Below are 23477 nucleotides of genomic sequence, written 5' to 3'. Positions count from 1 at the left end.
GCAACGCGATCGACCAGACGCGGCGGATGCTGTCGCTGGTCACCTACCTGCGCGAGCGCCCCGGCGCCGAGGTCGCCGAGGTGGCCCGCGCGTTCGGGATCTCCGAGCGCGAGCTGATCGGGGACCTCAACGTGCTGCCGATGTGCGGCACCAGCTTCCGCGGCGGCGACCTGCTCGACATCGACACCGACGGCGAGCGGATCTGGTGGCACAACGTCGACGACGTGGCGCAGCCGCTGCGCCTCGCCGCCGACGAGGCCACCGCGCTGCTGGTCGCCGCCCGTGCGGTGGCCGGGCTGCCCGGCCTGCGGGCCGGCGACCGGGAGGCGCTCACCCGGGCCGTCGTCAAGATCGAGAACGCGGCGGGCGAGAGCGCCGCCGGCAGCGCCCGGGTCGGCGTGACCTTCGAGGCCGAGGGTCACGTGTTCGCCGACATCGACCGCGCGCTCAGCGAGGGGCGCCGGCTGTGGCTGCGCTACTACTCGCACGGGCGCGGCGGGATGACCGAGCGCGAGGTCGACCCGATCCGGCTGCTCACCGAGGGCCACACCTACCTCGAGGCCTGGTGCCGCACCTCCGAGGACCACCGGATGTTCCGGCTGGACCGGGTCGCCGAGATCCGGGTGCTGGACGTCCCCGCCGACCCGCCGCGGCGCGAGCCGCGCGACCTGAGCGGCGGGCTGGTCAACCCGTCCGCGGACGACCCCGAGGTCGTCGTCGAGGTCTCCTCCGGCGGGCGCTGGGTGGCCGAGTACTACACCCACGACCGGGCCGAGGAACTGCCCGACGGCGGGCTGCGGATCACCCTGCGCAGCGCCGACCCCTCCCAGCTACGACCGCTGGCGCTGCGGCTGGGCCGGGACGGCCGGATCGTCTCGCCGCCCGGGCTCGCCGGGCAGGCCCGCGCGGCCGCCCTGGAAGCGCTGGCCGCGTACGGGGAGCAGACCGTCGCCGACGGGGAGGGGCGGGTCTGATCGGTGGAGCCCGGGACCAGATTCAAGGTGTACTGCTCCGAGTGCCGGGAGAAGGTCGAGCTCCCGGCGGACGAGTTCCGGCTGACCCTCGGTCGCACCCCGGCCCAGGCGCACTACAGCTTCGGCTGCCCGCTCTGCGGGGCGGCGGTGCGCAAGCCGGCCGGGGAGAAGATCGTCGCGGCGCTGGTCGGGGCCGGTGTCCGCACCATGCGGCTCGTCCCGGCCGAGGGGTAGCGGGCGCTCTCCCGCGGACCCGGCCGGGGGGCCGGGCCCGATAGGGTGGGGCGCATGTCCTGGATGCTCGTCGCCGCCGTCCTGCTCGCCACCGCGGGCCTGCTGGTCCTCGGGGTGCTCGCGATCCGGCTCTGGCTGGACGTGCGGGCGCTGGCCAAGGGCGTGGACGCGGCCGCGCGGGCGCTGGCCGAGGCGGCGGGAGAGCTGGCGGAGGCCGTACCGGGCCGGTAGTGCCGTCCGGTGGCGCCCTTCCGCCAGGGCCCGCCCGGTGAGACCGTCCGATGGTGCCCGTCCGGTGGCGCCTGTTCGGTAGCACAGGAGGGCCGTCGGTGGTACGGGGGCTGCTGCGGGGAGGCCGGGGCGGGTTACGCTCTCAGATGGCTCCTGCAGATGGCTCCTGAACTGCGAACCGGGGCCGCTGTCCTGTTCGGGCGGCCGTCGTCGTGGCGTCATCCGCAGCGGTTACCATCCGCGGCGGGGGGCCCGACGGGTCTCCATGAGTGAAGGTGGTCGCGCAATGCGCATCTCGATGACCGCGATCGTGGTGGTCGTGATTTTCGCCGTTCTGCTGTTCGGCGCCAAGCGGCTGCCCGACCTGGCTCGCTCGCTCGGGCAGTCGATGCGGATCCTGAAGAGCGAAACCAAGGCCATGCGCTCGGACGGTGCCGAGGAGGACGCCGCCGCGACGCCGCCTCCGGCGCCCCGGGTCGACGGCGGTTCGGCGACGACCGCGGCCAGGACCATCCAGGCGGCTCCGGGCGCCTCGGGCACCGCCCGCCCGGTGGCCGAGCCCGCCGCCGGGCCGTCCGCGGCCGACGGCGACCGCCCGCACTGAGCGCGGCGCACGTGACGAACGCGACCACGGAGGCCCGTCGACCGGCGGGCCTCGACGCACGAGTTGAGGACCGGGGTTGAGCAAGCTCTCCAAGGCGTCGAAGGCGTCCAAGGATCCTGAGGGGCGGATGGCCCTCACCGACCACCTGCGGGAACTGCGCAACCGCGTGGTCAAGTCGGTCCTGGCGATCGTGGTGATCACCATCGTGGCGGCGGTCTACCACCGGCAGATCGAGAACTTCCTGTTGGAGCCGCTGCCGCGCTGCACACCGGAGACCGCCGACCAGTTCAAGGGCAAGTGCGCCCAGGTCTCCAACATCGGTCTGACCGCCGGTTTCACCTGGATGCTCAAGGTGTCGCTGACGGCCGGCGTGGTCGCGACCGTGCCGATCTGGCTCTACCAGGTCTGGGCCTTCGTGGCGCCCGGTCTGCACCGGCACGAGAAGAAGTACGCCGTCATCTTCATGCTGTGCGGGGCGCCGCTCTTCCTGGCCGGTGTGGGCTGCGCCATCCTGGTGCTGCCGACCACCGTCGACGTGCTGATCTCGTTCACCCCGGACAAGACCACGCCGATCCTGCCGCCCGAGGACTACCTCGACATCGCCACCCGGATGGTGCTGGTCTTCGGCCTGGCCTTCGAGTTCCCGCTGCTGCTGGTCATGATGAACATGGTCGGCATGGTCAGCGGCAAGCGGCTGCTCGGCTGGTGGCGCGGCATGGTCATGGGCATCACGGTCTTCGCCGCCTTCGCCACCCCGAGCGCCGATCCGGTGAGCATGCTCACGCTGGCCGCGCCGATCTGGGCGTTCTACTTCCTCGCGGTGGGCATCGCGATCTTCAACGACAGGCGCAAGGAGCGCCGCAACCCCGACGCCGGGCTGAGCGACGAGGAGGCCTCGGAGCTGGACCTCTCGGTGCAGCCGGTGGCCGGTACGGAGATGGTCCAGGCCTCGGCCGCGCCGACGGCGGGCGCCCCGGTGCCGGCCGCCCGTCACGAGCAGATCGACGACATCACCTGAGCCGGTAGCGCATCCTGAGGCCCCGGCCCGCCGCCCGACGCGGTGGGCCGGGGCCTTTGCGCTGCTCCGGCCCGGTTTCGGGATTCGGCGGGTGGTCTTGGCATGGTTGATGGCATGTGACATATTACTGACGTGCTCAAGACCCAGAGACCTCCCCTGGATGTCGTCGTGGTCGGCGCCGGCGTGGTCGGCGCCGCCTGCGCCTACTACGCGGCCCGCGCCGGGCTCACCGTCGCCGTCGTCGACCGCGGGCCCGTGGCCGGCGGCACCACCGGCGCCGGCGAGGGCAACCTGCTGGTCTCCGACAAGGAGCCCGGGCCCGAACTCGACCTCGCCCTGCTCAGCACCCGGCTCTGGCACGACCTCGCCGAACACCTCGGCGCGGCCGTCGAGTACGAGCCCAAGGGCGGCGTGGTGATCGCCTCCACCCCGGCCGGGCAGGACGCCCTGCGGGCCTTCGCCGTCGGCCAGGCCGCCGCCGGCGTCACCGCCGAGGAGGTCGCCGCCGAGCGGCTGCACGAGCTGGAGCCGCACCTCGCCCCCGGCCTCGCCGGCGGCTTCCACTACCCGCAGGACGCCCAGGTCCAGCCCGCCCTCGCCGCCGCCCACCTGCTGCGCGAGGCCCGCCGGATGGGCGCCGAGCTGATCACCGGGGAGACGGTGACCGCCGTGCACCGGGGGCCGGACGGCGCCGTGCGCGGGGTGCGGACCGACCGCCGCCGACTCGACGCCCCCGCCGTCGTCAACGCGACCGGCACCTGGGGCGGCGAACTGGCCCGGCTGGCCGGGGTGCACCTGCCGGTGATGCCCCGCCGCGGCTTCGTCCTGGTCACCGAGCCGCTGCCGCGGATCGTCCGGCACAAGGTCTACGCCGCCGACTACGTCGCCGACGTCGCCAGCGGCTCGGCCGGGCTCCAGACCTCCGCCGTGGTCGAGGGCACCCCCGGCGGGCCCGTGCTGATCGGCGCCAGCCGCGAACGGGTCGGCTTCGACCGCACCCTCTCCCAGGAGGTGCTGAGGCGGCTCGCCGCCCAGGCCGCGGCGCTCTTCCCGGTGCTCGCGGACGTCACCGTGATGCGCACCTACCGGGGTTTCCGCCCGTACCTGCCGGACCACCTGCCGGCCATCGGCGAGGACCCCAGGGCGCCCGGGCTCTACCACGCCTGCGGGCACGAGGGAGCCGGCATCGGGCTGGCCCCGGCGACCGGCCTGCTGATCAGCGAGCAACTGACCGGCAAGCAGCCGGAACTGGACCTCGCACCGTTCCGCCCGGACCGCTTCCCGGCGGACGCCGGGGGCTGAGCCGCGGCTCCTCGACCGCCGCTGCCCGCCTACCGACTGCCCTCGCTCTGTCGATCGCCCCCGCCGTGCCGATCGCCCTCGTTCGTCGACCAACCCCGGAACGGAGAAGCCGCCGATGCGCCGCACCCCCGCCGACCTGGTCCGGGCCGAACCCGGCCCCGCCCACTACATCGAGTTCGACGGCCGACCCGTCCCGGCCCTGCCCGGACAGTCGATCGCCGCCGCGCTCTGGGCCGACGGCGTGCTCTCCTGGCGCACCACCCGGGTCGGCGGCCGCCCGCGCGGGGTGTTCTGCGGCATCGGCGCCTGCTTCGACTGCCTGGCCACCGTCGACGGCCGCCCCAACCAGCGCACCTGCCTGCTCCCCGCCGACCCCGGCACCACCGTCACCACCCAGGAGGGCCACGGCCGTGCCGACCTCGCCGTCTGACCGGGCCGCCGCCGAAGCGGCCCGACGCCCCGACCTCGCGGTGATCGGCGCCGGCCCGGCCGGGCTCGCGGCCGCCGTGACCGCCGCCGACCTCGGGCTGCGCTGCGTCCTGTTGGACGCCGGCCGCAGCACCGGCGGGCAGTACTACCGGCACCCCGCGCCCGGCCTCGGCGCCGCCCGCCCGGACCGGCTCCACCACGGCTGGTCCGTCTACACCGGACTGGCCGACCGGCTCGCCGCGCACGAGCGGGCCGGGCGGGTCCGCTTCCTCGGCGGCCACCAGGTGTGGGCGCTGGAGCGGACCGGCGACGGCTTCGCCGTGCACGTCACGCGCGGACCGGAGGCCACCGACCGGGCCACCGTTCCGGCCGCGGCCGTGCTGCTCGCCACCGGCGCGTACGAGCGCCAACTGCCGTTCCCCGGCTGGACCCTGCCCGGAGTGGTCACCGCGGGCGGCGCCCAGGCGATGCTCAAGGCCGGGCTGGTGCTGCCCGGGCGGCGGATCGTGGTGGCCGGCAGCGGGCCGTTGCTGCTCGCGGCGGCGTCCTCGCTGGTCACCGCCGGGGCCGAGGTGCCGGCGGTCGTCGAGGCCACCGACTACCTCGGCTACGCCCGGCGCCCCGGCGCCCTGGCGGCCGTCCCCGCCAAGCTCGTCGAGGGCGCCGGCCACGGGAGCACGCTGCTGCGGCACGGCGTGCGGCTGCGCCCGCGCAGTGCCGTCGTCGAGGCGCACGGGACCGAGCGGGTCACCGCCGTCACGGTGGCCCGGCTGGACGCCGACTGGCGGCCGGTGCCCGGCACCGAACGCCGGATCGCCTGCGACGCCGTCGCCGTGGGCCACGGGCTGCTGCCGCAGATCGACCTGGCCACCGAACTGGGCGCGGCCACCAGGACCGCCCCGGACGGCGCCGTCGGGCTCCGGGTCGACGCCCGGCTGCGCACCACCGTGCCCGGCCTCTGGTCGGCCGGGGAGACCAACGGCGTCGGCGGCGCGGACCTCGCGATCGTGGAAGGCGAACTGGCCGCGCACGCCGTGGCCGACCGGGTACCGAAGCCCGCACTGCTGCGCCGCCGGGCCCGGCTGCGGAACTTCGCCGACCTGATGGCCGCGGCGCACCGGCCCGGCCCCGGCTGGACCGGCTGGCTGCGCCCGGACACCGACGTCTGCCGGTGCGAGGAGGTGCCGGTCTCGGCGATCCGGGAGGCCGTGGACGAGCTGGGCGCGGGCGATCCGCGCACCGTCAAGCTGCTCACCCGGGCCGGGATGGGCTGGTGCCAGGGTCGGATGTGCGGTCCGGCGGTGGCCTGCCTGGCCGGCTCGGGTGAGCCGGGGCCGGACCGGCGGCCGCTGGCCTGCCCGGTGCCGCTGTCCCAGCTGGCGGCCGGGCCGTCCGGGTCGTCAGGGCCGTCCGGGCGGTCCGGGCCGACCGGCGAGGATGCCGACACGGCCTGAGGCCCGTCGAACACGCGGGCCGGGGACTCTTGTCTCCGGCCCGTCTCCTCTAATAAAATGTCACACCTCACCAAGGAGCTCACCGTGTCCAACACCCCCCACGACACCGCCCGGCCCTGGCGCGGCATCATGGTCGCCACCACGATCCCGCTGCGCCCGGACCTCTCCGTCGACTACGACGCGTACGCCGAGCACGTCCGCTGGCTGATCGAGTCCGGCTGTGACGGCGTCGTCCCCAACGGCTCGCTGGGCGAGTACCAGACGCTCACCGCCGAGGAGCGCGCCCGCGTCGTCGAGGTGGCCGTCGAGGCGGCCGGCGACGGCTCCCGGGTGATGCCCGGCGTGGCCGCCTACGGCAGCGCCGAGTCCCGCCGCTGGGCCGAGCAGGCCGCCGAGGCCGGCGCCGGCTCCGTGCTCCTGCTGCCGCCGAACGCCTTCCGGGCCGACCACGCGTCCGTCCGGGCGCACTACGCCGACGTCGCCAAGGCCGGACTGCCCGTCGTCGCGTACAACAACCCGATCGACACCAAGGTCGACCTCGTCCCCGCGCTGCTCGCCCAACTGCACGGCGAGGGCTCGATCGTCGCGGTCAAGGAGTTCAGCGGCGACGTCCGCCGGGCCTACGAGATCGCCGAACTGGCCCCCGGGCTGGACCTGCTGATCGGCGCCGACGACGTGCTGCTGGAGCTGGCGCTGGCCGGCGCGGTCGGCTGGATCGCCGGCTACCCGAACGCCCTGCCGGAGGCCAGCGTCGCGCTGTACCGGGCCGCCGTGGCGCACGAGCTGGACACCGCGCTGCCGCTATACAAGTCGTTGCACTCGCTGCTGCGCTGGGACTCCAAGACCGAGTTCGTCCAGGCCATCAAGCTGTCCATGGACATCGCCGGGCGCCCGGGCGGCCCCGTCCGCCCGCCGCGCCAGCCGCTGACCCCGGACATCGAGGCGGCCGTCCGCGCGGCCACCGAGAAGGCGCTGGCCGAGGGCCTGGCATAACCGGGAGACCTCGCCGCCAGGCCGGCTGAGGGGGCAGCCGGCCCGGCCCCACCCCACCCGATCCCACCCGATCCCGCGTACGGTCAGCTCCTCCGTACGCCCACTCCGACGGGAGTCGTCAGAGCCATGCGCAGCCGTCACGTGTTCCACGCCGTCGACTCGCACACCGAGGGCATGCCGACCCGGGTCATCACCGGCGGCTTCGGCGTCATCCCCGGCGCCACCATGGCCGAGCGCCGGGTGCACTTCCAGCAGCACCTGGACCACTTCCGCACCCTGCTGATGTACGAGCCGCGCGGCCACGCGGCGATGAGCGGTGCCATCCTCCAGCCGCCGACCCGGCCGGACGCCGACTTCGGCGTGCTCTACATCGAGGTCTCCGGCCTGCTGCCGATGTGCGGCCACGGCACCATCGGCGTCGCCACCGTGCTGGTCGAGACCGGCATGGTGCCGGTGGTCGAACCGGTCACCACGGTGCGGCTGGACACGCCCGCCGGGCTGGTGATCGCCGAGGTGCGGGTCGAGGACGGCGCCGCCACCGCCGTGACCATCCGCAACGTGCCGTCCTACTCGGCCGCCCTGGACGCCAAGATCGAGGTGCCCGGGTACGGCACGATCGGCTACGACCTGGCGTACGGCGGCAACTTCTACGCCGTCCTGCCGCTCGCCGAGTTCGGGCTGCCCTTCGAGCGCGAGCGCAAGCAGGACATCCTGGAGGCCGGACTGGCCCTGATGGCCGCCATCAACGCGAGCCCCGACCGCCCGGTGCACCCGGAGGACCCGTCCATCCACGGCTGCCACCACGTCCAGCTGCTCGCCCCCGGCTCCAACGCCGAGCACTCCCGGCACGCGATGGCCATCCACCCCGGCTGGTTCGACCGCTCGCCCTGCGGCACCGGCACCTCGGCCCGGATGGCGCAGCTGCACGCGCGCGGCGAACTGCCGCTGGGGCGCGACTTCCGCAACGACTCCTTCATCGGGACGACCTTCATCGGGCGCCTGGTCGAGGAGACCGAGGTGGCCGGGCGGCCCGCCGTGGTGCCCACCGTCACCGGGCGGGCCTGGGTCACCGGCACCGCCCAGTACTTCCTCGACCCGCGTGACCCGTTCCCGGCCGGGTTCCTGCTGTAGAGCGGTTCGAAGCTGTTTTGAAAGAGGAGCCGGCCTCGCGGGAGGGGCCCGCTCAGACGTCCGCTGAACCACCTTCGAAGGGCTGCTGGTCGTGACCATCACCTCGTACAACCCCGCCGACCCCGCGGACCTCGTCGTCGCCGTCGAGGAACCCGGCGCCGAAGCCGTCCGGGCCGCCGTCGCCCGGGCCCGGGCCGCCCAGCCCGGCTGGCTCGCGGCCGGCGCGGGCGCCCGGTCCGCGGTGCTCGGCCGGGTCGCCGAAGCGGTCGAGGCGCACGCGGACGAACTGGCCGGGCTGATCGTGCGCGAGGTCGGCAAGCCGCTCGCCGAGGCGCGCGGCGAAGTCGCCCGCACCGCGGCGATCTGGCGCTACTACGCGCAGGCGCCGTTCGCGCCGTCCGGGGCGGTGCACGAGACCGCCGCCGGGCCCGGGCTGCTGCTCACCCGGCGCCGCCCGTACGGCGTCGCCGGGCTGATCGCGCCGTGGAACTTCCCGCTGGCGATCCCCACCTGGAAGGCCGCGCCGGCGCTGGCGGTCGGCAACACCGCGGTGCTCAAGCCGGCGCCCGAGGCGACCGCCTGCGCGCTGCGGCTGGCCGAACTGGCCGCCGGGGCCGGGCTGCCCCAGGACGTGTTCACCGTGCTGCCGGGCGGCGCCGAGGAGGGCGCGGCGCTGGTCGACACGGCCGACGTGATCTCCTTCACCGGCTCGACCGGCGTCGGCCGGGCCGTGGTGCGGGCCGCCACCGAGCGCGGCGTCCCGGTGCAGGCCGAACTCGGCGGGCTGAACGCCGCGCTGGTGCTGCCGGACGCCGACCTCGCGCAGGCCGCCGCCCACCTCGCCGCCGCCATCGCCGGGTACGCGGGGCAGAAGTGCACCGCCACCAGCCGGGTGATCGCGGTCGGCGCCGCGTACGAGCCGCTGCGCGACGCCCTGGTCAAGGCGCTGGAACTGGTCGACGACGCGGCCTGCGGGCCGGTCATCAACGCCGCCGCCCGGGACCGGCTGACGGCCGCCGTCGACTCGGCCGTCGCCGCCGGGGCCACCCTGCTCACCGGCGGCCGGGCGCCCGAGCGGGACGGCTGGTACCTCGAACCCGCCCTGCTCACCGACGTGCCGGCCGAACACCCGCTGGCCCGCGAGGAGTTCTTCGGCCCGATCGCGCTGCTGCACGCCGCAGCCGACCTCGACGAGGCGATCGCGCTCGCCAACGACACCCCGCACAGCCTCTCCACCTCCGTGCACACCCGCAGCCTGGACGTGGCGCTCGCCGCCGCCGACCGGCTGGACGCGGGCATGATCCGGGTCAACGCGCCGTCCAGCGGCGTCGACTTCCACCTGCCGTTCGGCGGCGCCAAGGGCGCCGCCCACGGCGAGCGCGAACAGGGCCAGGCGGCGCTGGACTTCTACACCGTCAGCCGCACCGTCAGCCTGCTGCCGGGCGGGGGCGCGTGATGCTCGTCCGCACCGTCGACTACCACGCGGCCGGTGAGCCGTTCCGGATCGTGCTGGACGGCGTGCCCGCGATCCCCGGCGACAGCGTCGCCGAACGGCGGGCCATCGCACTCGGCGCCGGCGGCAGCGCGACCGCGCCCCGGCCGAGCGCGCTGGACGACGCCCGGCAGCTGCTCAGCCGTGAACCGCGCGGCCACGCCGGGATGTACGGCGGGTTCCTGGTGCCGCCGGACGACGACGAGGCGCACTTCGGGGTGCTGTTCTGGCACAAGGACGGCTACTCGACGGCCTGCGGGCACGGCACCATCGCGCTCGGCGCCTGGGCGGTGGACTCCGGGCGGGTCGCGGCCCCCGCCGACGGCGTGGCCCGGGTGCGGATCGACGTGCCGTCCGGCCGGGTCACCGCGCTGGTGCACCGGGCCGGCGGGCGGACCACCGGCGTGACCTTCCGCAACGTGCCCACCCGGGTCGCCGCTCTGAAGTTGCCGTTGGCCACTTCACGGGGCACCGTGGAGGTCGCGGTGGCGCACGCGGGCGCCTGCTACGCCTCCGTGCCGGCGGCCGCCCTCGGCCTCGCGGTCGAGCCCGCGCAGCTGCCCGAACTCACCGCCGCCGGGCGGGAGATCAGGGAGCTGCTGGCCGGCGCGGCGGCGGTGGCGCACCCGAGCGACCCGCTGCTGTCGGGGGTGTACGGGGTCATCCTGTTCGACGAACTCGTCTCGGAGGACGGCGTGTTGAACCAACGGAACGTCACCGTCTTCGCGGACGGGCAGATCGACCGCTCGCCCTGCGGCTCCGGGACCTCCGCCCGGCTCGCGGTCCTCGCCGCCGAGGGCCGGCTCGCGCCGGGGGAGGAACTGCGGCACGAGTCCGTCATCGGGACGGTCTTCACCGGCCGCGTCCTGCCCGGGGGCGACCCGCTGGACGGCGGCGTCGTCACCGAGGTCACCGGCAGCGCGCACCGCACCGGCGAGCACGCGTTCGTCCTGGAACCGGACGACGAGCTGGGCGCGGGGTTCCTGCTGTGACGGCTCCCGCGAACCCGCCCGTGGACCCTTCTGCGCGGCCTCATGCGTCGTCTCATGTGCCGCCTCCTGTGCCGCCCGGTACGGCGGCTGAGCCGCTCCAGTACGCCGTGCCGGGCGTCGGCGGGGTCGGGCCCGCGGCCGCGGTGGCGGCGATCGAGCGGGTGCTGCTCGACGGGTTCGACCCGGAGCCCGCACCGGCCCGCTCGGCCGTCCCCGTCCCGGCCGGCGAACTGCTGATGATGCCGGCCGCCGCCGGCCCGTACGCCGGGGTGAAGATCGCCGGGGTCGCGCCCGCCAACCCCGGCCGGGGGCTGCCCCGGATCACCGGCAGCTACCTGCTGCTCGACGGGCCCACCCTGCAGCCGCTCGCCCTGCTCGACGGCGCCGCGCTCACCGCGCTGCGCACGCCCGCCGTCACCGCCGTCGCGCTGCGCCGGCTGGCCGCGCCGGACGCCGAACACCTGGTGCTGTTCGGCTCCGGGCCGCAGGCGTACGGGCACCTGGACGCCCTGCTGGCCGTCCGGCCGCTGACCAGGCTCACCGTGGTGGCACGGGACGCCGGCCGGGCCGGGGCCCTCGCCGCGTACGGGCGCGGCCTCGGGCTGGCGGCCGGGGTCGGCGGGCCGGAGGCCGTCGCCGAAGCGGACCTGGTGGTCTGCTGCACCACCGCGCGCACGCCGCTGTTCGACGGCGCCCTGGTGCCCGCGCACGCCGCCGTCGCGGCCGTCGGCTCGCACGAGCCGGACGCGCGGGAGGTGGACGAGGTACTGGTCGGGCGGTCCGAACTGTACGTGGAGGCGCGGACGGTGGCCGCGCGCGAGGCCGGCGACCTGATCATGGCGGGCGTGGTCGGCCGGCAGCTGTGGAACCTGGCCGAGCTGGTGCGCGGCGACGCGCTGGTGCCGGATGGGCGGCCGCGGTTCTTCAAGAGCGTCGGCATGGCGTGGGAGGACCTGGCGGTCGCGGCGGAGGTGTACCGGCAGGGGTAGGCGCCGGGCACTCCCGGCTGCCAGGGTCGGCGCGGCCGGAGGGCAGGTGTCCGAATCGCGAAATGTTGCGCACTCAACGTAACGTGACATTGTACGCTGGTGTTCTGCACCCACCCGGAGGAACACCATGGCCGACCTCAAATCCCGCACCCTGATCTCCGTGCAGGAGCGGCTTCGCGACCAGGTCGCCCACGCGCTCCGGGCGGCCCTGATCTCCGGCGAACTGCGCCCCGGCGTCGTCTACTCCGCACCCGCGCTCGCCGCCGACTTCGGCGTCTCCGCCACCCCCGTCCGCGAGGCCATGCTCGACCTCGCCCGCGAAGGCCTCGTCGAGGCCGTCCGCAACAAGGGCTTCCGGGTCACCGAGCTCACCGAGCGTGACCTCGACGACTACACCGAGATCCGCGCCCTGATCGAGGTCCCCACCGTCGGCCGGGTGACGCGGACGGCGACCAGGGAGCAGCTGGAGCGGCTGCGTCCGCAGGCCGAGGAGATCGTCGCGGCCGCGCGCAAGCACGACCTCATCGGGTACCTGGAGGCCGACCGGCAGTTCCACCTGGACCTGCTGGGGCTGGCCGGCAACGCCCGGCTGGTCGACGTCGTCAGCGACCTGCGGAAGCGCTCGCGGCTGTACGGCCTCAACCGGCTCGACGAGCGCGGCGAGCTGACCTCCTCGGCGGAGGAGCACCTGGAACTGCTCGACCTCATGCTGGCCGGCGACGCCGAGGCGGCCGAGGCCTGCATGACCCGCCACCTCAGCCACGTCCGCTCGCTGTGGGCGGGGCAGGACGAGGCGGCGGAGGAGGCCCGCCCGGCGCTGAAGCTGCGGGCGCGGTAGGGGCTAAACCATCCGTTCGGGTGAAGACTGGGGACTGGGCGTCGGAAGGTGCTTGCGCCCTACGATGATGTTCTCGACATCGGCAGCCAGGAGGAAATCCATGTCCGCCGCAGCAGTGGAAGAACCCATGGGGCAGCCGACTCTGCTCGAAGCCGCCGAGCTGATCTCCAACCAGTTCGCCGGGCACCGGGTCGAGATCGTCGGGAGCCAGATCACCGTGACGCCGCCGCCGAACGCTTCGCACGGCAAGTCGCTGAGCCGCCTCATGCGTGTGCTGTTCGCGGCCGGCCTCGACGGGGACGAGGTCGACGTCATTCAGGGCGTTGGCATCTGGCTGCCGGATGGGCCGTCGGACTACGCCGTTCCCGACCTGGCGATCGTCGATGCCGACATCGATGACCACTTGATCGAGTACAACTGTTACGACCCGGCGGTCTTCCGTCTCGTGGTGGAGGTCACGTCGTCCAACCTCAGTGACGACCTGAAGAGAAAGCCCTTCGTCTACGCCGCCGCCGGAGTACCCGTCTACGTGATCGTGGACCGGACGAACCAGCGGGTGATGATGCTCACCGACCCGCAGGACGGCGAGTACCGCGTGCACGCCGTCCACCACCCGGGGCAGTCGTTCACCCTGCCGGAGTCGATCGGGGCGTCGGTGACGCTCTCGGTGGACGACGTGCTGGCGGCGAAGAAGTAGCTCAGGCGGCCGCCGGGACGGTCAGGCGGCCGTCGTGGACTTCGGCGATCCGGTCGACGGCCGTCAGATGGGTGCGGTCGTGGGTGACCAGGACGGTGGCGGTGGCGCGGCGGTGGGTGAGGTCGGTGATGAGGTCGAGGACGGCCGCGCCGCGTTCGTGGTCGAGGGCGCTGGTGGGTTCGTCGATCAGTAGGACGGTGGGGTCGTTCATCAGCGCGCGGGCGATGTTGACGCGCTGGCGCTGACCGCCGGAGAGCTGGTGCGGGCGGCGGGCGGCCTGGTCGCGCAGGCCGACGGCGGCCAGCAGGTCCAGGGCCCGGGGGAGGGCGGTGCGCGGGGAGCGGCCGTCCAGGTGGGCCATCACCTGGAGCTGTTCGACGGCGGTGAGCGAGGGCAGCAGGTTGGCCTGCTGGAAGACGATGCCGATCCGGGTGCGGCGCAGGGCGGTGAGTTCGGCGCGGCCGAGTCCGGTGGTGTCGGTGCCGTCCAGCACGACCCGGCCGGAGTCCGGGGTGATCAGGGTGGCGGCGACCGCCAGCAGGCTTGACTTGCCGGAGCCGGACGGGCCGACGACGGCCGTGATCGAGCCCTTGGGGACGGTCAGCGACACGTCGTCCAGCGCCGTGAGCCGGCCGTCGCCGTCCGGGTAGGTGAGGGTGATGCGGTCGAGGGTCAGGCTCATCGGGCACTCCCCAGGGCGGTCAGCGGGTCGACGGAGGTGATCCGGCGGATGGACAGGGCGGCGCCGACCGCGCCGAGCGCGATCATGACGGCGGCGGGCAGCAGCAGGGTCGGCGCGTCGAGGACGAAGGGGACGGCGGAGCCGATCAGCGCGCCGGCGCCCAGGGCGAGCGCGGTGCCGGCGGCGGTGCCGAGCACCAGCAGCAGGACGGCCTGGCCGAGGGCGTCGCGCAGCAGGTAGCGGGTGGAGGCGCCGAGGGCCTTGAGCACCGCGACGTCGCCGCTGCGCTGGATCGTCCAGACGGTGAAGAAGGCGCCGATCACCAGGGCCGAGATGGCGAACAGGAAGCCGCGCATCAGCTGGAGCGAGCCGTTCTCGGAGGTGTAGGAGCCGATCGCGGCGAGGGCGTTGTCGCGGGTGCGGGTCTCGGTGCCGTGGCGGGCGTCGGCGCCGTGCAGGTCGGCGCCCTTGGCGGTGGTGAGCGCGATGACGGTCGCGTGGCCGGTGCCGCCGGGGGCGGCCTGCTGCCAGTCGGCGAGGCTGGTCCAGATCACCGGGGTGTGGCTGTACGCGGCGTCGCCGTCGACGGCCGCGACCCGGAGGCGGTGGCCGGCCAGGGTGAAGTCGGCGCCGGGGGCGAGGTCGCCCAGGTTCTTGGCGGCGGTCTTCGACAGGACGGCCTGGCCGGGGGCGATCCGGGCGCCCTGCGGGGCCAGCGCGGAGCCGTCCGGGACGCCGAAGGCGGACAGCGCGGTGGTGCGGGTGCCGGCGGCGGCCTTGGTGGTGGTGATGCCCAGCGGTTGGGCGGAGGTGACGCCCGGCTCGGCCGCCCAGGCCTGCCACTGCTCGGGGGTGACCTGGGAGTCGGTGAAGGAGAGCTTCTGCCCGTCGGCGGGCTCGCCGAACACCAGGTGGTCGGCGGGCAGGCCGGTGATCGCGGAGATGTTCTGCCGGCCGAGTCCGGCGGTCAGTCCGGACAGCAGACCGACCAGTACGGTGATCAGCACGATGACGGTCCCCATCAGGGCGAACCGCCCCTTGGCGAACCCCAGATCCCTCCAGGCGACGAACACGGTGGGCCTTCCTGCTGAACGAGTGCTTCCGACGCTTCCACCGTCCCGGAGAAGGGGCCCCGCGGGCATCGCACCGCGGATTGCATCCCCGGCATCAAAGGGCAGAAGCGGAGTTCAACCTTTTGATTGATGCCGGGGCCCGGTCCGGAACCTAGGCTGGACGGATGGCGACCGAACGATCCCGCACCACCCCCGTCGCCCGCGTCCTCCAGGTCTGCCTGCACCTGCTCGTGGCGGGCCTGCTCGCCCTGGCCGTCGCCCGCGCCGTCGTCGGCCGCGGCGGCGACCCACTGCCCGTCGCCGCCGCGGCCACCGCGATGGCCGCCGTGTACGCCGTCGGCCCCCGGCTGGCCGCCGTCCGCCGCTCGCGCCGGGCCGCCGCGCTGTGGCTGGCGCTGCTCGGCGTCACCTGGGTGGGCGTGCTGATCGCCACCCAGGACGGGGTGTGGCTGGCGTTCCCGCTGTACTTCCTGGAACTGCACCTGCTCGGGCGGCGCGGCGGCCTCACCGCCGTCGGGCTGACCGCCGCCACCGCCATCGCCGCCTGGTCCTGGCACCAGCACACCTTCAGCCTGCCCGCCGCGATCGGACCCGTGCTCGGCGCGGCCGTCGCCACCGCCACCGTGCTCGGCTACCAGGCGCTGTACCGGGAGAGCGAGGAGCGCCGCCGGCTGATCGACGAACTCACCGCCGCCCGCGCCGACGCCGCGGCCGCCCACCACACCGCCGGGGTGCTCGCCGAACGCGAGCGCCTCGCCCGGGAGATCCACGACACCCTCGCGCAGAGCCTCAGCTCCATCCAGCTGCTGCTGCGGGCCGCCCAGCGGGCCCTGCCGGAACGCACCGAGGCCGCCTCCGGGTACGTCGAGCAGGCCCGGCAGGCAGCCCAGGACAACCTGGACGAGGCCCGGCGGTTCGTCCGCGCGCTCACCCCGCCCGCGCTCGACGGCGACCCGCTGCCGGTCGCGCTGGAACGGCTGTGCGCCACCACGGCGGCGCACAGCGGCCTGCCGGTCAAACTGCACGTCTCCGGGGACCCGGTACGGCTGCCGGTGCCGCAGGAGGTCGCGCTGCTGCGGATCGCGCAGTCCGCGCTCGGCAACACCGTCCGGCACGCGCACGCCTCGCACGCCGAGGTGACGCTCAGCTACATGGAGGGCGAGGTGGCGCTGGACGTGTTCGACGACGGGGCCGGCTTCGACCCGGCGGCGGTCGCCGGGCGCAGCGGAGGGGACGGCGGTTTCGGGCTGCCGTCGATGCGGGCCCGGGCGCGGGCGCTCGGCGGCACCTTCACGGTGGAGTCGGCGCCCGGCGGGGGCACGGCGCTCGCGGTGCAGCTGCCGGTGACGGAGGGTGGGGCGTGAACGGGCGCAGTGACGGCGGGAGCGGGAGCGGCGCGGTGATCCGGCTGCTGCTGGCGGACGACCACCCGGTGGTGCGGGCGGGGCTGCGGGCCGTTCTGGAGGGCGAGCCGGACTTCACCATCGCCGCCGAGGCCGCGACCGCCGAACGGGCCGTCGAACTGGCCGCGGCGGGCGGGGTCGACGTGGTGCTGATGGACCTCCAGTTCGGGCCCGGCTCGGCCATGAACGGCGCGCAGGCGACCGCCGCGATCACCGCCCGGCCGGGTGCGCCCCGGGTCCTCGTCGTCACCACCTACGAAACCGACGCCGACACCCTGCCCGCGCTGGAGGCCGGCGCCACCGGCTACCTGCTCAAGGACGCCCCGCCGGAGGAACTGGCCCAGGCCGTCCGGGCGGCCGCCGCGGGCCGCTCGGCGCTGGCGCCGAGCGTCGCCGACCGGCTGCTGGAACGGATGCGGACGCCGGCGGCGGCGCTCAGCGCGCGGGAGACCGAGGTGCTGGGGCTGGTCGCGGACGGGCTGACCAACCAGCAGATCAGTCAGCGGCTGCACCTGAGCCAGGCCACGGTGAAGTCCCATCTGGTGCACGTCTACACCAAGTTGGCGGTGGACTCGCGGACGGCGGCGGTGCGGGCGGCGCGCGGGCGGGGGCTGATCCGCTGAGCGTAGGGTGGGCCCGGTCCGAACCGTTTCCCGGAGTGGAGGACCCCGGTGGCCGTGCGTCTCGATGAACTTTCCGTGCCGGTGATCGGCGCGCCGATGGCGGGCGGGGCGTCCACCCCGGAGCTGGTGGCGGCGGTGAACCGGGCCGGCGGGCTGGGGTTCCTCGCCGCCGGGTACCGGAGCGCCGCCGCGATGGCCGAACAGGTCGCGCTGGTCAGGGAGTCGACCGGTGGGCCGTTCGGCGTGAACCTGTTCGTCCCGGCCCCGCCCGGCGATCCGGCGGCCGTCGCCGCCTACCGGGAGCGGCTGCGGCCCGAGGCCGAGCGGTGGGGCGTGGCTCTGCCCGAGGAGATCGGGCCGGACCGGGACGACTGGGAGGCCAAGCTCGCCGTGCTGCTGGCCGACCCGGTCCCGGTGGTCTCGTACACCTTCGGCCTGCCGACACCGCAGGAGGCGGCGGCGGTCCGCGCGGCCGGGTCGTTCCAGGTCGGCACCGTCACCACGCCCGCGGAGGCGCGGGCGGCGGAGGCGGTCGGGATGGACGCGCTGTGCGTGCAGGGCCCGGAGGCCGGCGGGCACCGCGCCACCCATCGGATCGGGGACGAGCCCGGCGACGTCCCGCTGCTGGAGCTGCTGCCCGCCGTCCGGGCGGTGACGGCGCTGCCGCTGATCGCGGCCGGCGGGCTGGGCGACGGCCCGGCGGTCGCGGCGGCGCTGCGGGCCGGCGCGGCGGCGGTGCAGCTGGGGACGGCCCTGCTGCGCGCCGACGAGGCCGGCACCTCGGCCGCGCACCGGGCGGCGCTCACCGAACTCCCGGAGACGGCCGTCACCCGGGCCTTCACCGGCCGCCCGGCCCGCGGCCTGCGCAATGCCTTCATCGACCGCCACGGCCCGTACGCCCCGCCCGCCTACCCCGAGGTGCACCACCTCACCCAGCCGCTGCGCGCCGCCGCGACCCGCCGCGCCGACCTCCGGTCCATGCACCTCTGGGCCGGCACCGCCCACCACCTCGCCCGCACGGGCCCGGCGGCGGACCTGATCGCGGAGCTGTGGCGGTCTGCGCGGGGGTAGTGCGCCCGGCGCTCGCGAGGTCGGGGCGTGTTGTCCCTCGCAGGGGTGGATCAGACCGGAAAACGCGCGGTAACGTATAAGGGACAACTTAATTTTTCCCCATGTGGGAGATCACACTCGTTGGTCCAGTGAACGACTGGTTCCTGGACATCTGCGTCAAGGATCCGGACACCGCCAACCAGATTGTTGACGCGGTCACGCTGCTCGCCCGGAGAGGGCCGCTGCTCAGGCGCCCGATGGTCGACAGGATCCAGGGGAGCAAACTGCACAACCTCAAGGAACTCAGGCCTGGCTCGGCCGGGCAGTCCGAGATTCGGATGCTCTTCGTCTTCGACGCCGAGCGGGAGGCGATCATCTTGGTCGCCGGCGACAAGAACGGGGAGTGGTCCCGGTGGTACGACGTCAACATCCCGCTGGCGGAGGCCCGCTATGAGCAGTACGTCAACGGGAAGAACGAGGGAGCGCGCGCATGAAAGGCCGTAGTTGGACCGAGGTGTGGGCCGAGGCACAGCGTCTCAACCCCGCGCTGGCGACGCCGGAGGCGGAGGCTGAGCGGGCGCAGATCCGGCAGGAGACCCTGGCGCGGATCCGTGGGTACGAGCTGGCTGAGCTGCGGAAGGCGGCCGGGCTGACGCAGAAGGAGGTGGCCGCGCTGATGGGGGTGAGTCAGGCGCGGGTGTCGCAGATCGAGCACGGGCAGGTGGACAGCCTGGACAACCTGAGGGCGTACGCCGCCGCGATCGGCGGGGAGGTCGAGGTGGCCGTTCGGCAGGGGGAGCGGACGATCAAGGTGGCTTGATCGTCCGCCCGCTTCGAACGGCTCAATCCAGCAGGCTCGCCATCCAGGATTCGATGGCGGGGGCGGTGCGGGGGAGGGCGTGGGACATGAGGTGGGCGCCGTCGGGGGTGATGACGAGGTCGTCCTCGATGCGGATGCCGAGGCCGCGGAGTTCGAGGGGGAGGGTTTCGTCGTCGGGCTGGAGGTAGAGGCCGGGTTCGACGGTGAGGACCATGCCGGCTTCCAGGGTGCCGTCGAGGTAGCGGTCGGCGCGGGCCCTGGCGCAGTCGTGGTAGTCGAGGCCGAGCATGTGGCCGCTGCCGCAGAGGGTGTAGCGGCGGTGGAGGCCGTTGTCCTCGGCGAGGGACTGCTCGGCGGGGATGCGCAGGACGCCCCAGTCGGCGAGGCCTTCGGCGATGACCCGCATGGCGGCGTGGTGGAAGTCGCGGAAGCGGGCGCCGGGGCGCAGCGCGGCGATGCCGGCGCTCTGGGCGGCGAGGACGAGGTCGTAGGCCTGCCGCTGGACGGGGGTGAAGGTGCCGCTGAGCGGGAGGGTGCGGGTGATGTCGGCGGCGTAGAGGGTGTCGGTTTCGACGCCGGCGTCCAGCAGGAGCAGGGAGTTCGGGTCGAGGGCGCCGTCGTTGCGGATCCAGTGCAGGACGCAGGCGTGGGCGCCGGAGGCGGCGATGGTGGTGTAGCTGGTGCCGTTGCCCTCGGCGCGGGCGCGCAGGTCGAAGACGCCCTCGATCCAGCGTTCGCCGCGGGGGTGGCGCAGGGCGGTGGGCAGGGCGCGGACGACGTCCTGGAAGCCGGTGACGGTGTGGTCGACGGCGAGTTGCAGCTGGCCGATCTCCCAGGTGTCCTTGACCAGGCGCAACTCGGCGAGGACGGCGGCGAGTTCGCCGTCCCGCGCGGTGTGCGCGCCGGGGCGTCCGGTGCTCTCGTCGACGAGGGGGTCGGTGCCGGCGAGGACGCGGGTGGGCGGCTGGGGGCCGGTGAGGAGTTTGTCGAGGTCGTCGAGGTGTTCGGTGCGCAGTCCGGTGAGTGCGGCGGCTTCGGCGAGGTCGGGGCGGCGGCCGACCCAGAACTCGCCGTAGCGGCGGTCGCGGTAGAACTCGGTGCCGTTGGCGTGCCCCCCGCGGGGGGAGCGGGGGCGCAGGTACAGGACCGGCTCGTGGCCGTGCGGGCCGGTCGGTTCGAGGACGAGGACGTGGTCGGCCTGGTCCTCGCCGGTGAGGCCGGTGAGCCAGGCGTAGGCGCTGTGCGGGCGGAAGCGGTGGTCGAGGTCGTTGCAGCGGACCTTGAGCCGGCCGGCGGGGACGATCAGCCGCTCGCCGGGGAAGGCGGCGCAGAGGCGGGCGTGGCGGCCGGGGAGGCGGTCGCGGCCGGGAACGCGCTGGTCGGTGGGGAGGGGGGTGGCGGCCCAGCGGGTGCCCATGAAGGCGTCGAGGGCGGGGGAGACGGGGAGGTCGTGGCTCCCGGTGTTGAGGCCGGTCTGGCGGAGGGGCACCGGTGAACTCCTAGGAGGTGCGGGGGTGGTGTGGCCCGGACACAGCTCGGTAACGGGGGGCGTCACCTCTTGTGCAGTGCAATTTCACATTACTATGTTACGGGTCACACCGCGGAGCGGCCAGATCTCGAAGGTCGCCTCCCGGTCGGGTCCCCGGATCACCTCCCGGGGCGGACCACGGGCTTCACGGCAGGCCCCCCACAGCGGAGTTGCACATGACCAGGCGCACCCACGCCGCCCTCGCGGCGGCCCTCGCGGCGACCCTCACCCTCGGCCTCGGGGCCTGCAAGAACGACAAGAGCGACAGCGGCGCCGACGCGGCGGCGGGCAGCACCAAGGGCCCCGGGGCGGAGTCCGGGTCGATCGTCGGTGGCACCCCGGTCAAGGGCGGCACCCTCACCGTCCTGTCCAACCAGGACTTCGCCCACCTCGACCCGGCCCGCAACTGGACCATGCCGAACATGGACTTCGGCATCCGGCTGCTCTACCGCACCCTGGTCACCTTCAAGGCCGAGCCGGGCGCCGCCGGCAGCGAGCTCGTCCCCGACCTCGCCACCGACCTCGGCCGCTCCTCCGACGGCGGGAAGACCTGGACCTTCACCCTCAAGGACGGCCTCAAGTACGAGGACGGGACGCCGATCAAGTCCGCCGACGTCAAGTACAACGTCGAGCGCTCCTTCGCCCCGGACCTCACCGGCGGCCCCGACTACGCCCAGCAGTACCTGGCCGGCGGCGAGAACTACAAGGGCCCGTTGAACGGCGAGCACCTGGCCGGCATCGAGACCCCGGACGAGAAGACCGTCGTCTTCCACCTGAAGCGCCCGGTCGCCGAGTTCTCCTCCACCGCGACGCTGCCGACCTTCTCCCCGGTGCCGCAAGCCCAGGACAAGGGCACCCAGTACGACCTGCGCCCGTTCTCCTCCGGCCCGTACAAGATCGAGACCTACGACCGCGGCAAGCAGCTGACGCTGGTCCGCAACACCAACTGGGACCAGTCCACCGACCCCGTCCGCAAGGCCTACCCGGACAAGATCGTCGTCGTCGAGGGGCTCAAGGCCGGTCAGATCGACGACCGGATCATCGCGAGCGAGGGCGAGGACGCCTCCACGATCGAGTGGGCGACGCTGCGCCCGGAGTCGATCTCCAAGGTGCTGCCGAAGCCGGACGTGAAGAGCCGGCTGATCGCCGAGCAGCAGGGCTGCACCGACATGCTCTACCCCAACACCTCCAAGGCGCCGTTCGACGACCCCAAGGTGCGCGAGGCCCTGATGTACGCGGTGGACCGGGACGCCCAGGTCACGGCGTTCGGCGGCCCGGCGACGGCCGACGTGGCCACCTCCTACCTGCCGCCCGCGCTGACCGGCGGCACCAAGCAGGACACCCTGAAGATCGCCCCGACCGGCGACCCGGAGAAGGCCAAGCAGCTGCTCAAGGACGCCGGCAAGACCGACCTCAAGGTCTCGCTGACCGTCTCCTCCGGTGACAAGACCCGGGCCGAGGCCCTCCAGCAGTCGCTGGCCAAGGTCGGCATCCAGGTCACCATCACCACCGCCGACCCGTCGGTCTACTACGACACCATCGGCGACACCAAGAACGCGCCCGACCTCGCCATCCTCGGCTGGTGCCCGGACTACCCGTCGGGTGCCACCTTCCTGCCCCAGGTCTTCGACGGCCGCACCATCAAGGAGAAGGGCAACCAGGGCAACGTCGAGCAGTTCCGCGACCAGGCCACCTCGGACCGGATCGACCAGATCAACGCGATGAGCGACATCACCGAGGCCAACAAGGCCTGGATGCAGCTCAGCGACGACCTGCTGAAGAAGGCGCCCACCGTGCCGCTGCTCTGGCTGCGCCGCCCGCTGCTGGCCGGCACCAACGTGGCCGGGGCCTTCGGCCACCCGGTCTGGACCGGCCAGTGGGACTTCGCCACCATCGGCCTCAAGGACCCCTCGAAGAGCAAGGGCTGAGGGGCCGTCCACGATGAGCACACGCACTGAGCCCGCCGCCGCGCAGGTCGCGGCGGCGGGCCCCGCGAAGGCCGCCGGCCGCGGGCCGTGGCGGCTGGTCTGGGACCAGCTGTGGGCCAGGGGCTCGGCCCGCTTCGGCCTGGTCACGGTCGCCCTCCTGGTCCTGCTGGCCGCCCTGGCCGGACCGCTGAGCGCGCTCGGCGGCTGGACCCCCGACGAGTTCGACAAACGCGCGATCGACCCCTACCTCGGCGGCCTGCCGATCGGCGACTTCGGCGGGATCGGCACCCGGCACTGGCTGGGCGTCGAACCCGCGACCGGACGCGACCTGTTCGCCCGGGTCCTGCACGGCGGCCAGACCTCGCTGCTGATCGCGTTCACCGCCACCGTGCTGGTCGTGGTCGTCGGCACACTGACCGGCATCGCCGCCGGCTACTTCGGCGGACGCACCGACGCCGTGCTCTCCCGGCTGATGGACCTCACCATGTCCTTCCCGTCCCTGATCTTCATGATCTCGATGATGTCGGTGGCCAAGGACGTCAACCGGATCCTGCTGATGACCCTGGTGATCGGCCTGTTCGGCTGGCCCGGCATCGCCCGCGTGGTCCGCGGCCAGACCCTCTCGCTCAAGCACCGCGAGTACGTCGACGCGGCCAAGGTCGGCGGCGCCCGCTCCTGGCGGATCCTCACCCGGGAGATCCTGCCGAACGTCTCCGGCCCGATCATCGCCTACACCACGCTGCTCGTCCCCGGCATGATCGCCACCGAGGCCGCGCTCAGCTACCTCGGCGTGGGAGTGCGCCCGCCGACCCCGTCCTGGGGCCAGATGATCGCCGAGAGCATCGTCCACTACGAGACCGACCCGACGTACTTCCTGATCCCGACGGTCTTCCTGTTCCTCGCCGTGCTCGCCTTCACCCTGCTCGGCGACGCGCTGCGCGACATCCTCGACCCCCGGGGAGGCCGGTCGTGACCCTCTCCCCCGACCCCCG

25 protein-coding genes are annotated in these 23477 nt (G+C 74.1%); 22 read left to right on the top strand and 3 right to left on the bottom strand.

The features are described 5' to 3' along the window. Positions 1–26: 26 nt before the first annotated feature. The 15 genes from ABT015_RS08885 to ABT015_RS08815 all read left to right on the top strand — a co-directional run bounded on the left by ABT015_RS08885 (position 27) and on the right by ABT015_RS08815 (position 13378). Positions 27–974 (top strand): helix-turn-helix transcriptional regulator, encoded by a 948-nt coding sequence (locus tag ABT015_RS08885; protein WP_350878052.1) that lies wholly within the window; start codon positions 27–29, stop codon positions 972–974. 27 nt (positions 975–1001) lie between these two features. After that, a complete protein-coding gene (locus ABT015_RS08880; RefSeq protein WP_350877983.1) occupies positions 1002–1208 on the top strand; it encodes a hypothetical protein in 207 nt (68 codons plus the stop codon). A 54-nt stretch (positions 1209–1262) separates the two neighbouring features. Next, positions 1263–1439, top strand: a complete 177-nt coding sequence (locus ABT015_RS08875; protein WP_350877982.1) for a hypothetical protein — start codon at positions 1263–1265, stop codon at positions 1437–1439. A 286-nt stretch (positions 1440–1725) separates the two neighbouring features. Continuing rightward, positions 1726–2043 carry a Sec-independent protein translocase subunit TatA gene (tatA, locus tag ABT015_RS08870; protein WP_350877981.1) on the top strand — a complete coding sequence of 106 codons (318 nt, stop codon included), beginning with the start codon at positions 1726–1728 and terminating at the stop codon, positions 2041–2043. Positions 2044–2170: 127 nt separating this feature from the next. Further along, positions 2171–3061 (top strand): twin-arginine translocase subunit TatC, encoded by an 891-nt coding sequence (gene tatC / locus ABT015_RS08865; RefSeq protein ID WP_402448406.1) that lies wholly within the window; start codon positions 2171–2173, stop codon positions 3059–3061. A 132-nt stretch (positions 3062–3193) separates the two neighbouring features. Then, positions 3194–4363 (top strand): NAD(P)/FAD-dependent oxidoreductase, encoded by a 1170-nt coding sequence (locus tag ABT015_RS08860; RefSeq protein WP_350877979.1) that lies wholly within the window; start codon positions 3194–3196, stop codon positions 4361–4363. 115 nt (positions 4364–4478) lie between these two features. After that, positions 4479–4793, top strand: a complete 315-nt coding sequence (locus tag ABT015_RS08855; protein WP_350877978.1) for a (2Fe-2S)-binding protein — start codon at positions 4479–4481, stop codon at positions 4791–4793. Continuing rightward, positions 4774–6246, top strand: a complete 1473-nt coding sequence (locus tag ABT015_RS08850) for an FAD/NAD(P)-dependent oxidoreductase (RefSeq protein WP_350877977.1) — start codon at positions 4774–4776, stop codon at positions 6244–6246. Before ABT015_RS08855 ends, ABT015_RS08850 begins: the two co-directional genes overlap by 20 nt. A gap of 57 nt (positions 6247–6303) precedes the next feature. Beyond that, on the top strand, positions 6304–7239 hold the full coding sequence (locus ABT015_RS08845) for a dihydrodipicolinate synthase family protein (protein WP_402448132.1): 936 nt from the start codon (positions 6304–6306) through the stop codon (positions 7237–7239). A gap of 126 nt (positions 7240–7365) precedes the next feature. Continuing rightward, positions 7366–8370 carry a proline racemase family protein gene (locus ABT015_RS08840; RefSeq protein ID WP_350877976.1) on the top strand — a complete coding sequence of 335 codons (1005 nt, stop codon included), beginning with the start codon at positions 7366–7368 and terminating at the stop codon, positions 8368–8370. A gap of 85 nt (positions 8371–8455) precedes the next feature. Beyond that, on the top strand, positions 8456–9826 hold the full coding sequence (locus ABT015_RS08835) for an aldehyde dehydrogenase family protein (RefSeq protein ID WP_350878051.1): 1371 nt from the start codon (positions 8456–8458) through the stop codon (positions 9824–9826). Beyond that, positions 9826–10854, top strand: a complete 1029-nt coding sequence (locus ABT015_RS08830; protein ID WP_350877975.1) for a proline racemase family protein — start codon at positions 9826–9828, stop codon at positions 10852–10854. The genes ABT015_RS08835 and ABT015_RS08830 overlap by 1 nt, the downstream gene beginning before the upstream one ends. Before the next feature lie 68 nt (positions 10855–10922). Beyond that, positions 10923–11843 carry an ornithine cyclodeaminase family protein gene (locus tag ABT015_RS08825; protein ID WP_350877974.1) on the top strand — a complete coding sequence of 307 codons (921 nt, stop codon included), beginning with the start codon at positions 10923–10925 and terminating at the stop codon, positions 11841–11843. Between the two features lie 127 nt (positions 11844–11970). Beyond that, positions 11971–12681: a GntR family transcriptional regulator gene (locus ABT015_RS08820; protein WP_350877973.1), complete on the top strand. Its 711-nt coding sequence runs from the start codon at positions 11971–11973 to the stop codon at positions 12679–12681. A 100-nt stretch (positions 12682–12781) separates the two neighbouring features. Next, complete coding sequence (locus tag ABT015_RS08815; RefSeq protein WP_350878049.1) at positions 12782–13378, top strand: Uma2 family endonuclease; 597 nt, start codon at positions 12782–12784, stop codon at positions 13376–13378. A gap of 1 nt (position 13379) precedes the next feature. On the opposite strand, the gene ABT015_RS08810 is transcribed toward ABT015_RS08815, so the two are convergent. Both ABT015_RS08810 and ABT015_RS08805 read right to left on the bottom strand, forming a co-directional pair. Then, a complete protein-coding gene (locus tag ABT015_RS08810) occupies positions 13380–14060 on the bottom strand; it encodes an ABC transporter ATP-binding protein (RefSeq protein WP_350877972.1) in 681 nt (226 codons plus the stop codon). Further along, positions 14057–15133 carry an ABC transporter permease gene (locus ABT015_RS08805; RefSeq protein WP_350877970.1) on the bottom strand — a complete coding sequence of 359 codons (1077 nt, stop codon included), beginning with the start codon at positions 15131–15133 and terminating at the stop codon, positions 14057–14059. Before ABT015_RS08805 ends, ABT015_RS08810 begins: the two co-directional genes overlap by 4 nt. 164 nt (positions 15134–15297) lie before the next feature. On the opposite strand from ABT015_RS08805, the gene ABT015_RS08800 reads away from it, so the two are divergent. From ABT015_RS08800 to ABT015_RS08780, 5 genes are all read left to right on the top strand, one after another. Next, complete coding sequence (locus tag ABT015_RS08800; RefSeq protein ID WP_350877969.1) at positions 15298–16497, top strand: sensor histidine kinase; 1200 nt, start codon at positions 15298–15300, stop codon at positions 16495–16497. Beyond that, positions 16494–17159 (top strand): response regulator transcription factor, encoded by a 666-nt coding sequence (locus ABT015_RS08795; RefSeq protein WP_350877968.1) that lies wholly within the window; start codon positions 16494–16496, stop codon positions 17157–17159. Before ABT015_RS08800 ends, ABT015_RS08795 begins: the two co-directional genes overlap by 4 nt. Positions 17160–17207: 48 nt before the next feature. Then, on the top strand, positions 17208–18230 hold the full coding sequence (locus ABT015_RS08790) for a nitronate monooxygenase (RefSeq protein WP_350877967.1): 1023 nt from the start codon (positions 17208–17210) through the stop codon (positions 18228–18230). A 128-nt stretch (positions 18231–18358) separates the two neighbouring features. Then, positions 18359–18703, top strand: coding sequence for a type II toxin-antitoxin system RelE/ParE family toxin (locus ABT015_RS08785; protein ID WP_350877965.1), 345 nt, complete (start codon positions 18359–18361; stop codon positions 18701–18703). Next, a complete protein-coding gene (locus tag ABT015_RS08780; protein ID WP_350877964.1) occupies positions 18700–19029 on the top strand; it encodes a helix-turn-helix domain-containing protein in 330 nt (109 codons plus the stop codon). Before ABT015_RS08785 ends, ABT015_RS08780 begins: the two co-directional genes overlap by 4 nt. 22 nt (positions 19030–19051) lie before the next feature. Here the strand turns inward: ABT015_RS08780 and ABT015_RS08775 are convergent, their stop codons facing one another. Beyond that, positions 19052–20518, bottom strand: coding sequence for an aminopeptidase P family protein (locus ABT015_RS08775; protein ID WP_350877963.1), 1467 nt, complete (start codon positions 20516–20518; stop codon positions 19052–19054). A 215-nt stretch (positions 20519–20733) separates the two neighbouring features. Between ABT015_RS08775 and ABT015_RS08770 the strand changes: the two genes are divergently transcribed. Together ABT015_RS08770 and ABT015_RS08765 are read left to right on the top strand one after the other, a co-directional pair. Further along, on the top strand, positions 20734–22485 hold the full coding sequence (locus ABT015_RS08770; RefSeq protein WP_350877962.1) for an ABC transporter substrate-binding protein: 1752 nt from the start codon (positions 20734–20736) through the stop codon (positions 22483–22485). Positions 22486–22498: 13 nt separating this feature from the next. Beyond that, the gene (locus ABT015_RS08765; RefSeq protein WP_350877961.1) at positions 22499–23458 is read left to right on the top strand and encodes an ABC transporter permease; all 960 of its coding nucleotides are present in this window, start codon (positions 22499–22501) and stop codon (positions 23456–23458) included. The last annotated feature ends 19 nt before the right edge of the window (positions 23459–23477 follow it).

Origin of the sequence: Kitasatospora sp. NPDC094016 (genome assembly GCF_040304045.1) — a bacterium.
In the GTDB taxonomy this organism is placed as follows: domain Bacteria; phylum Actinomycetota; class Actinomycetes; order Streptomycetales; family Streptomycetaceae; genus Kitasatospora.
Note: the sequence above shows the minus strand (reverse complement) of the source record. Positions and strands in the feature narration are given on the sequence as shown.

Excerpts from the sequence above, each read along its gene's own strand:
- ABT015_RS08820 (WP_350877973.1), top strand. The coding sequence starts at position 11,971 with ATGGCCGACCTCAAATCCCGCACCCTGATCTCCGTGCAGGAGCGGCTT.
- ABT015_RS08830 (WP_350877975.1), top strand. The coding sequence starts at position 9,826 with ATGCTCGTCCGCACCGTCGACTACCACGCGGCCGGTGAGCCGTTCCGG.
- ABT015_RS08845 (WP_402448132.1), top strand. The coding sequence starts at position 6,304 with ATGTCACACCTCACCAAGGAGCTCACCGTGTCCAACACCCCCCACGAC.
- ABT015_RS08780 (WP_350877964.1), top strand. The coding sequence starts at position 18,700 with ATGAAAGGCCGTAGTTGGACCGAGGTGTGGGCCGAGGCACAGCGTCTC.
- ABT015_RS08875 (WP_350877982.1), top strand. The coding sequence starts at position 1,263 with ATGTCCTGGATGCTCGTCGCCGCCGTCCTGCTCGCCACCGCGGGCCTG.
- ABT015_RS08885 (WP_350878052.1), top strand. The coding sequence starts at position 27 with ATGCTGTCGCTGGTCACCTACCTGCGCGAGCGCCCCGGCGCCGAGGTC.
- tatA (WP_350877981.1), top strand. The coding sequence starts at position 1,726 with ATGCGCATCTCGATGACCGCGATCGTGGTGGTCGTGATTTTCGCCGTT.
- ABT015_RS08855 (WP_350877978.1), top strand. The coding sequence starts at position 4,479 with ATGCGCCGCACCCCCGCCGACCTGGTCCGGGCCGAACCCGGCCCCGCC.
- ABT015_RS08810 (WP_350877972.1), bottom strand. The coding sequence starts at position 14,060 with ATGAGCCTGACCCTCGACCGCATCACCCTCACCTACCCGGACGGCGAC.
- ABT015_RS08770 (WP_350877962.1), top strand. The coding sequence starts at position 20,734 with ATGACCAGGCGCACCCACGCCGCCCTCGCGGCGGCCCTCGCGGCGACC.
- ABT015_RS08800 (WP_350877969.1), top strand. The coding sequence starts at position 15,298 with ATGGCGACCGAACGATCCCGCACCACCCCCGTCGCCCGCGTCCTCCAG.
- ABT015_RS08840 (WP_350877976.1), top strand. The coding sequence starts at position 7,366 with ATGCGCAGCCGTCACGTGTTCCACGCCGTCGACTCGCACACCGAGGGC.
- tatC (WP_402448406.1), top strand. The coding sequence starts at position 2,171 with ATGGCCCTCACCGACCACCTGCGGGAACTGCGCAACCGCGTGGTCAAG.
- ABT015_RS08815 (WP_350878049.1), top strand. The coding sequence starts at position 12,782 with ATGTCCGCCGCAGCAGTGGAAGAACCCATGGGGCAGCCGACTCTGCTC.
- ABT015_RS08765 (WP_350877961.1), top strand. The coding sequence starts at position 22,499 with ATGAGCACACGCACTGAGCCCGCCGCCGCGCAGGTCGCGGCGGCGGGC.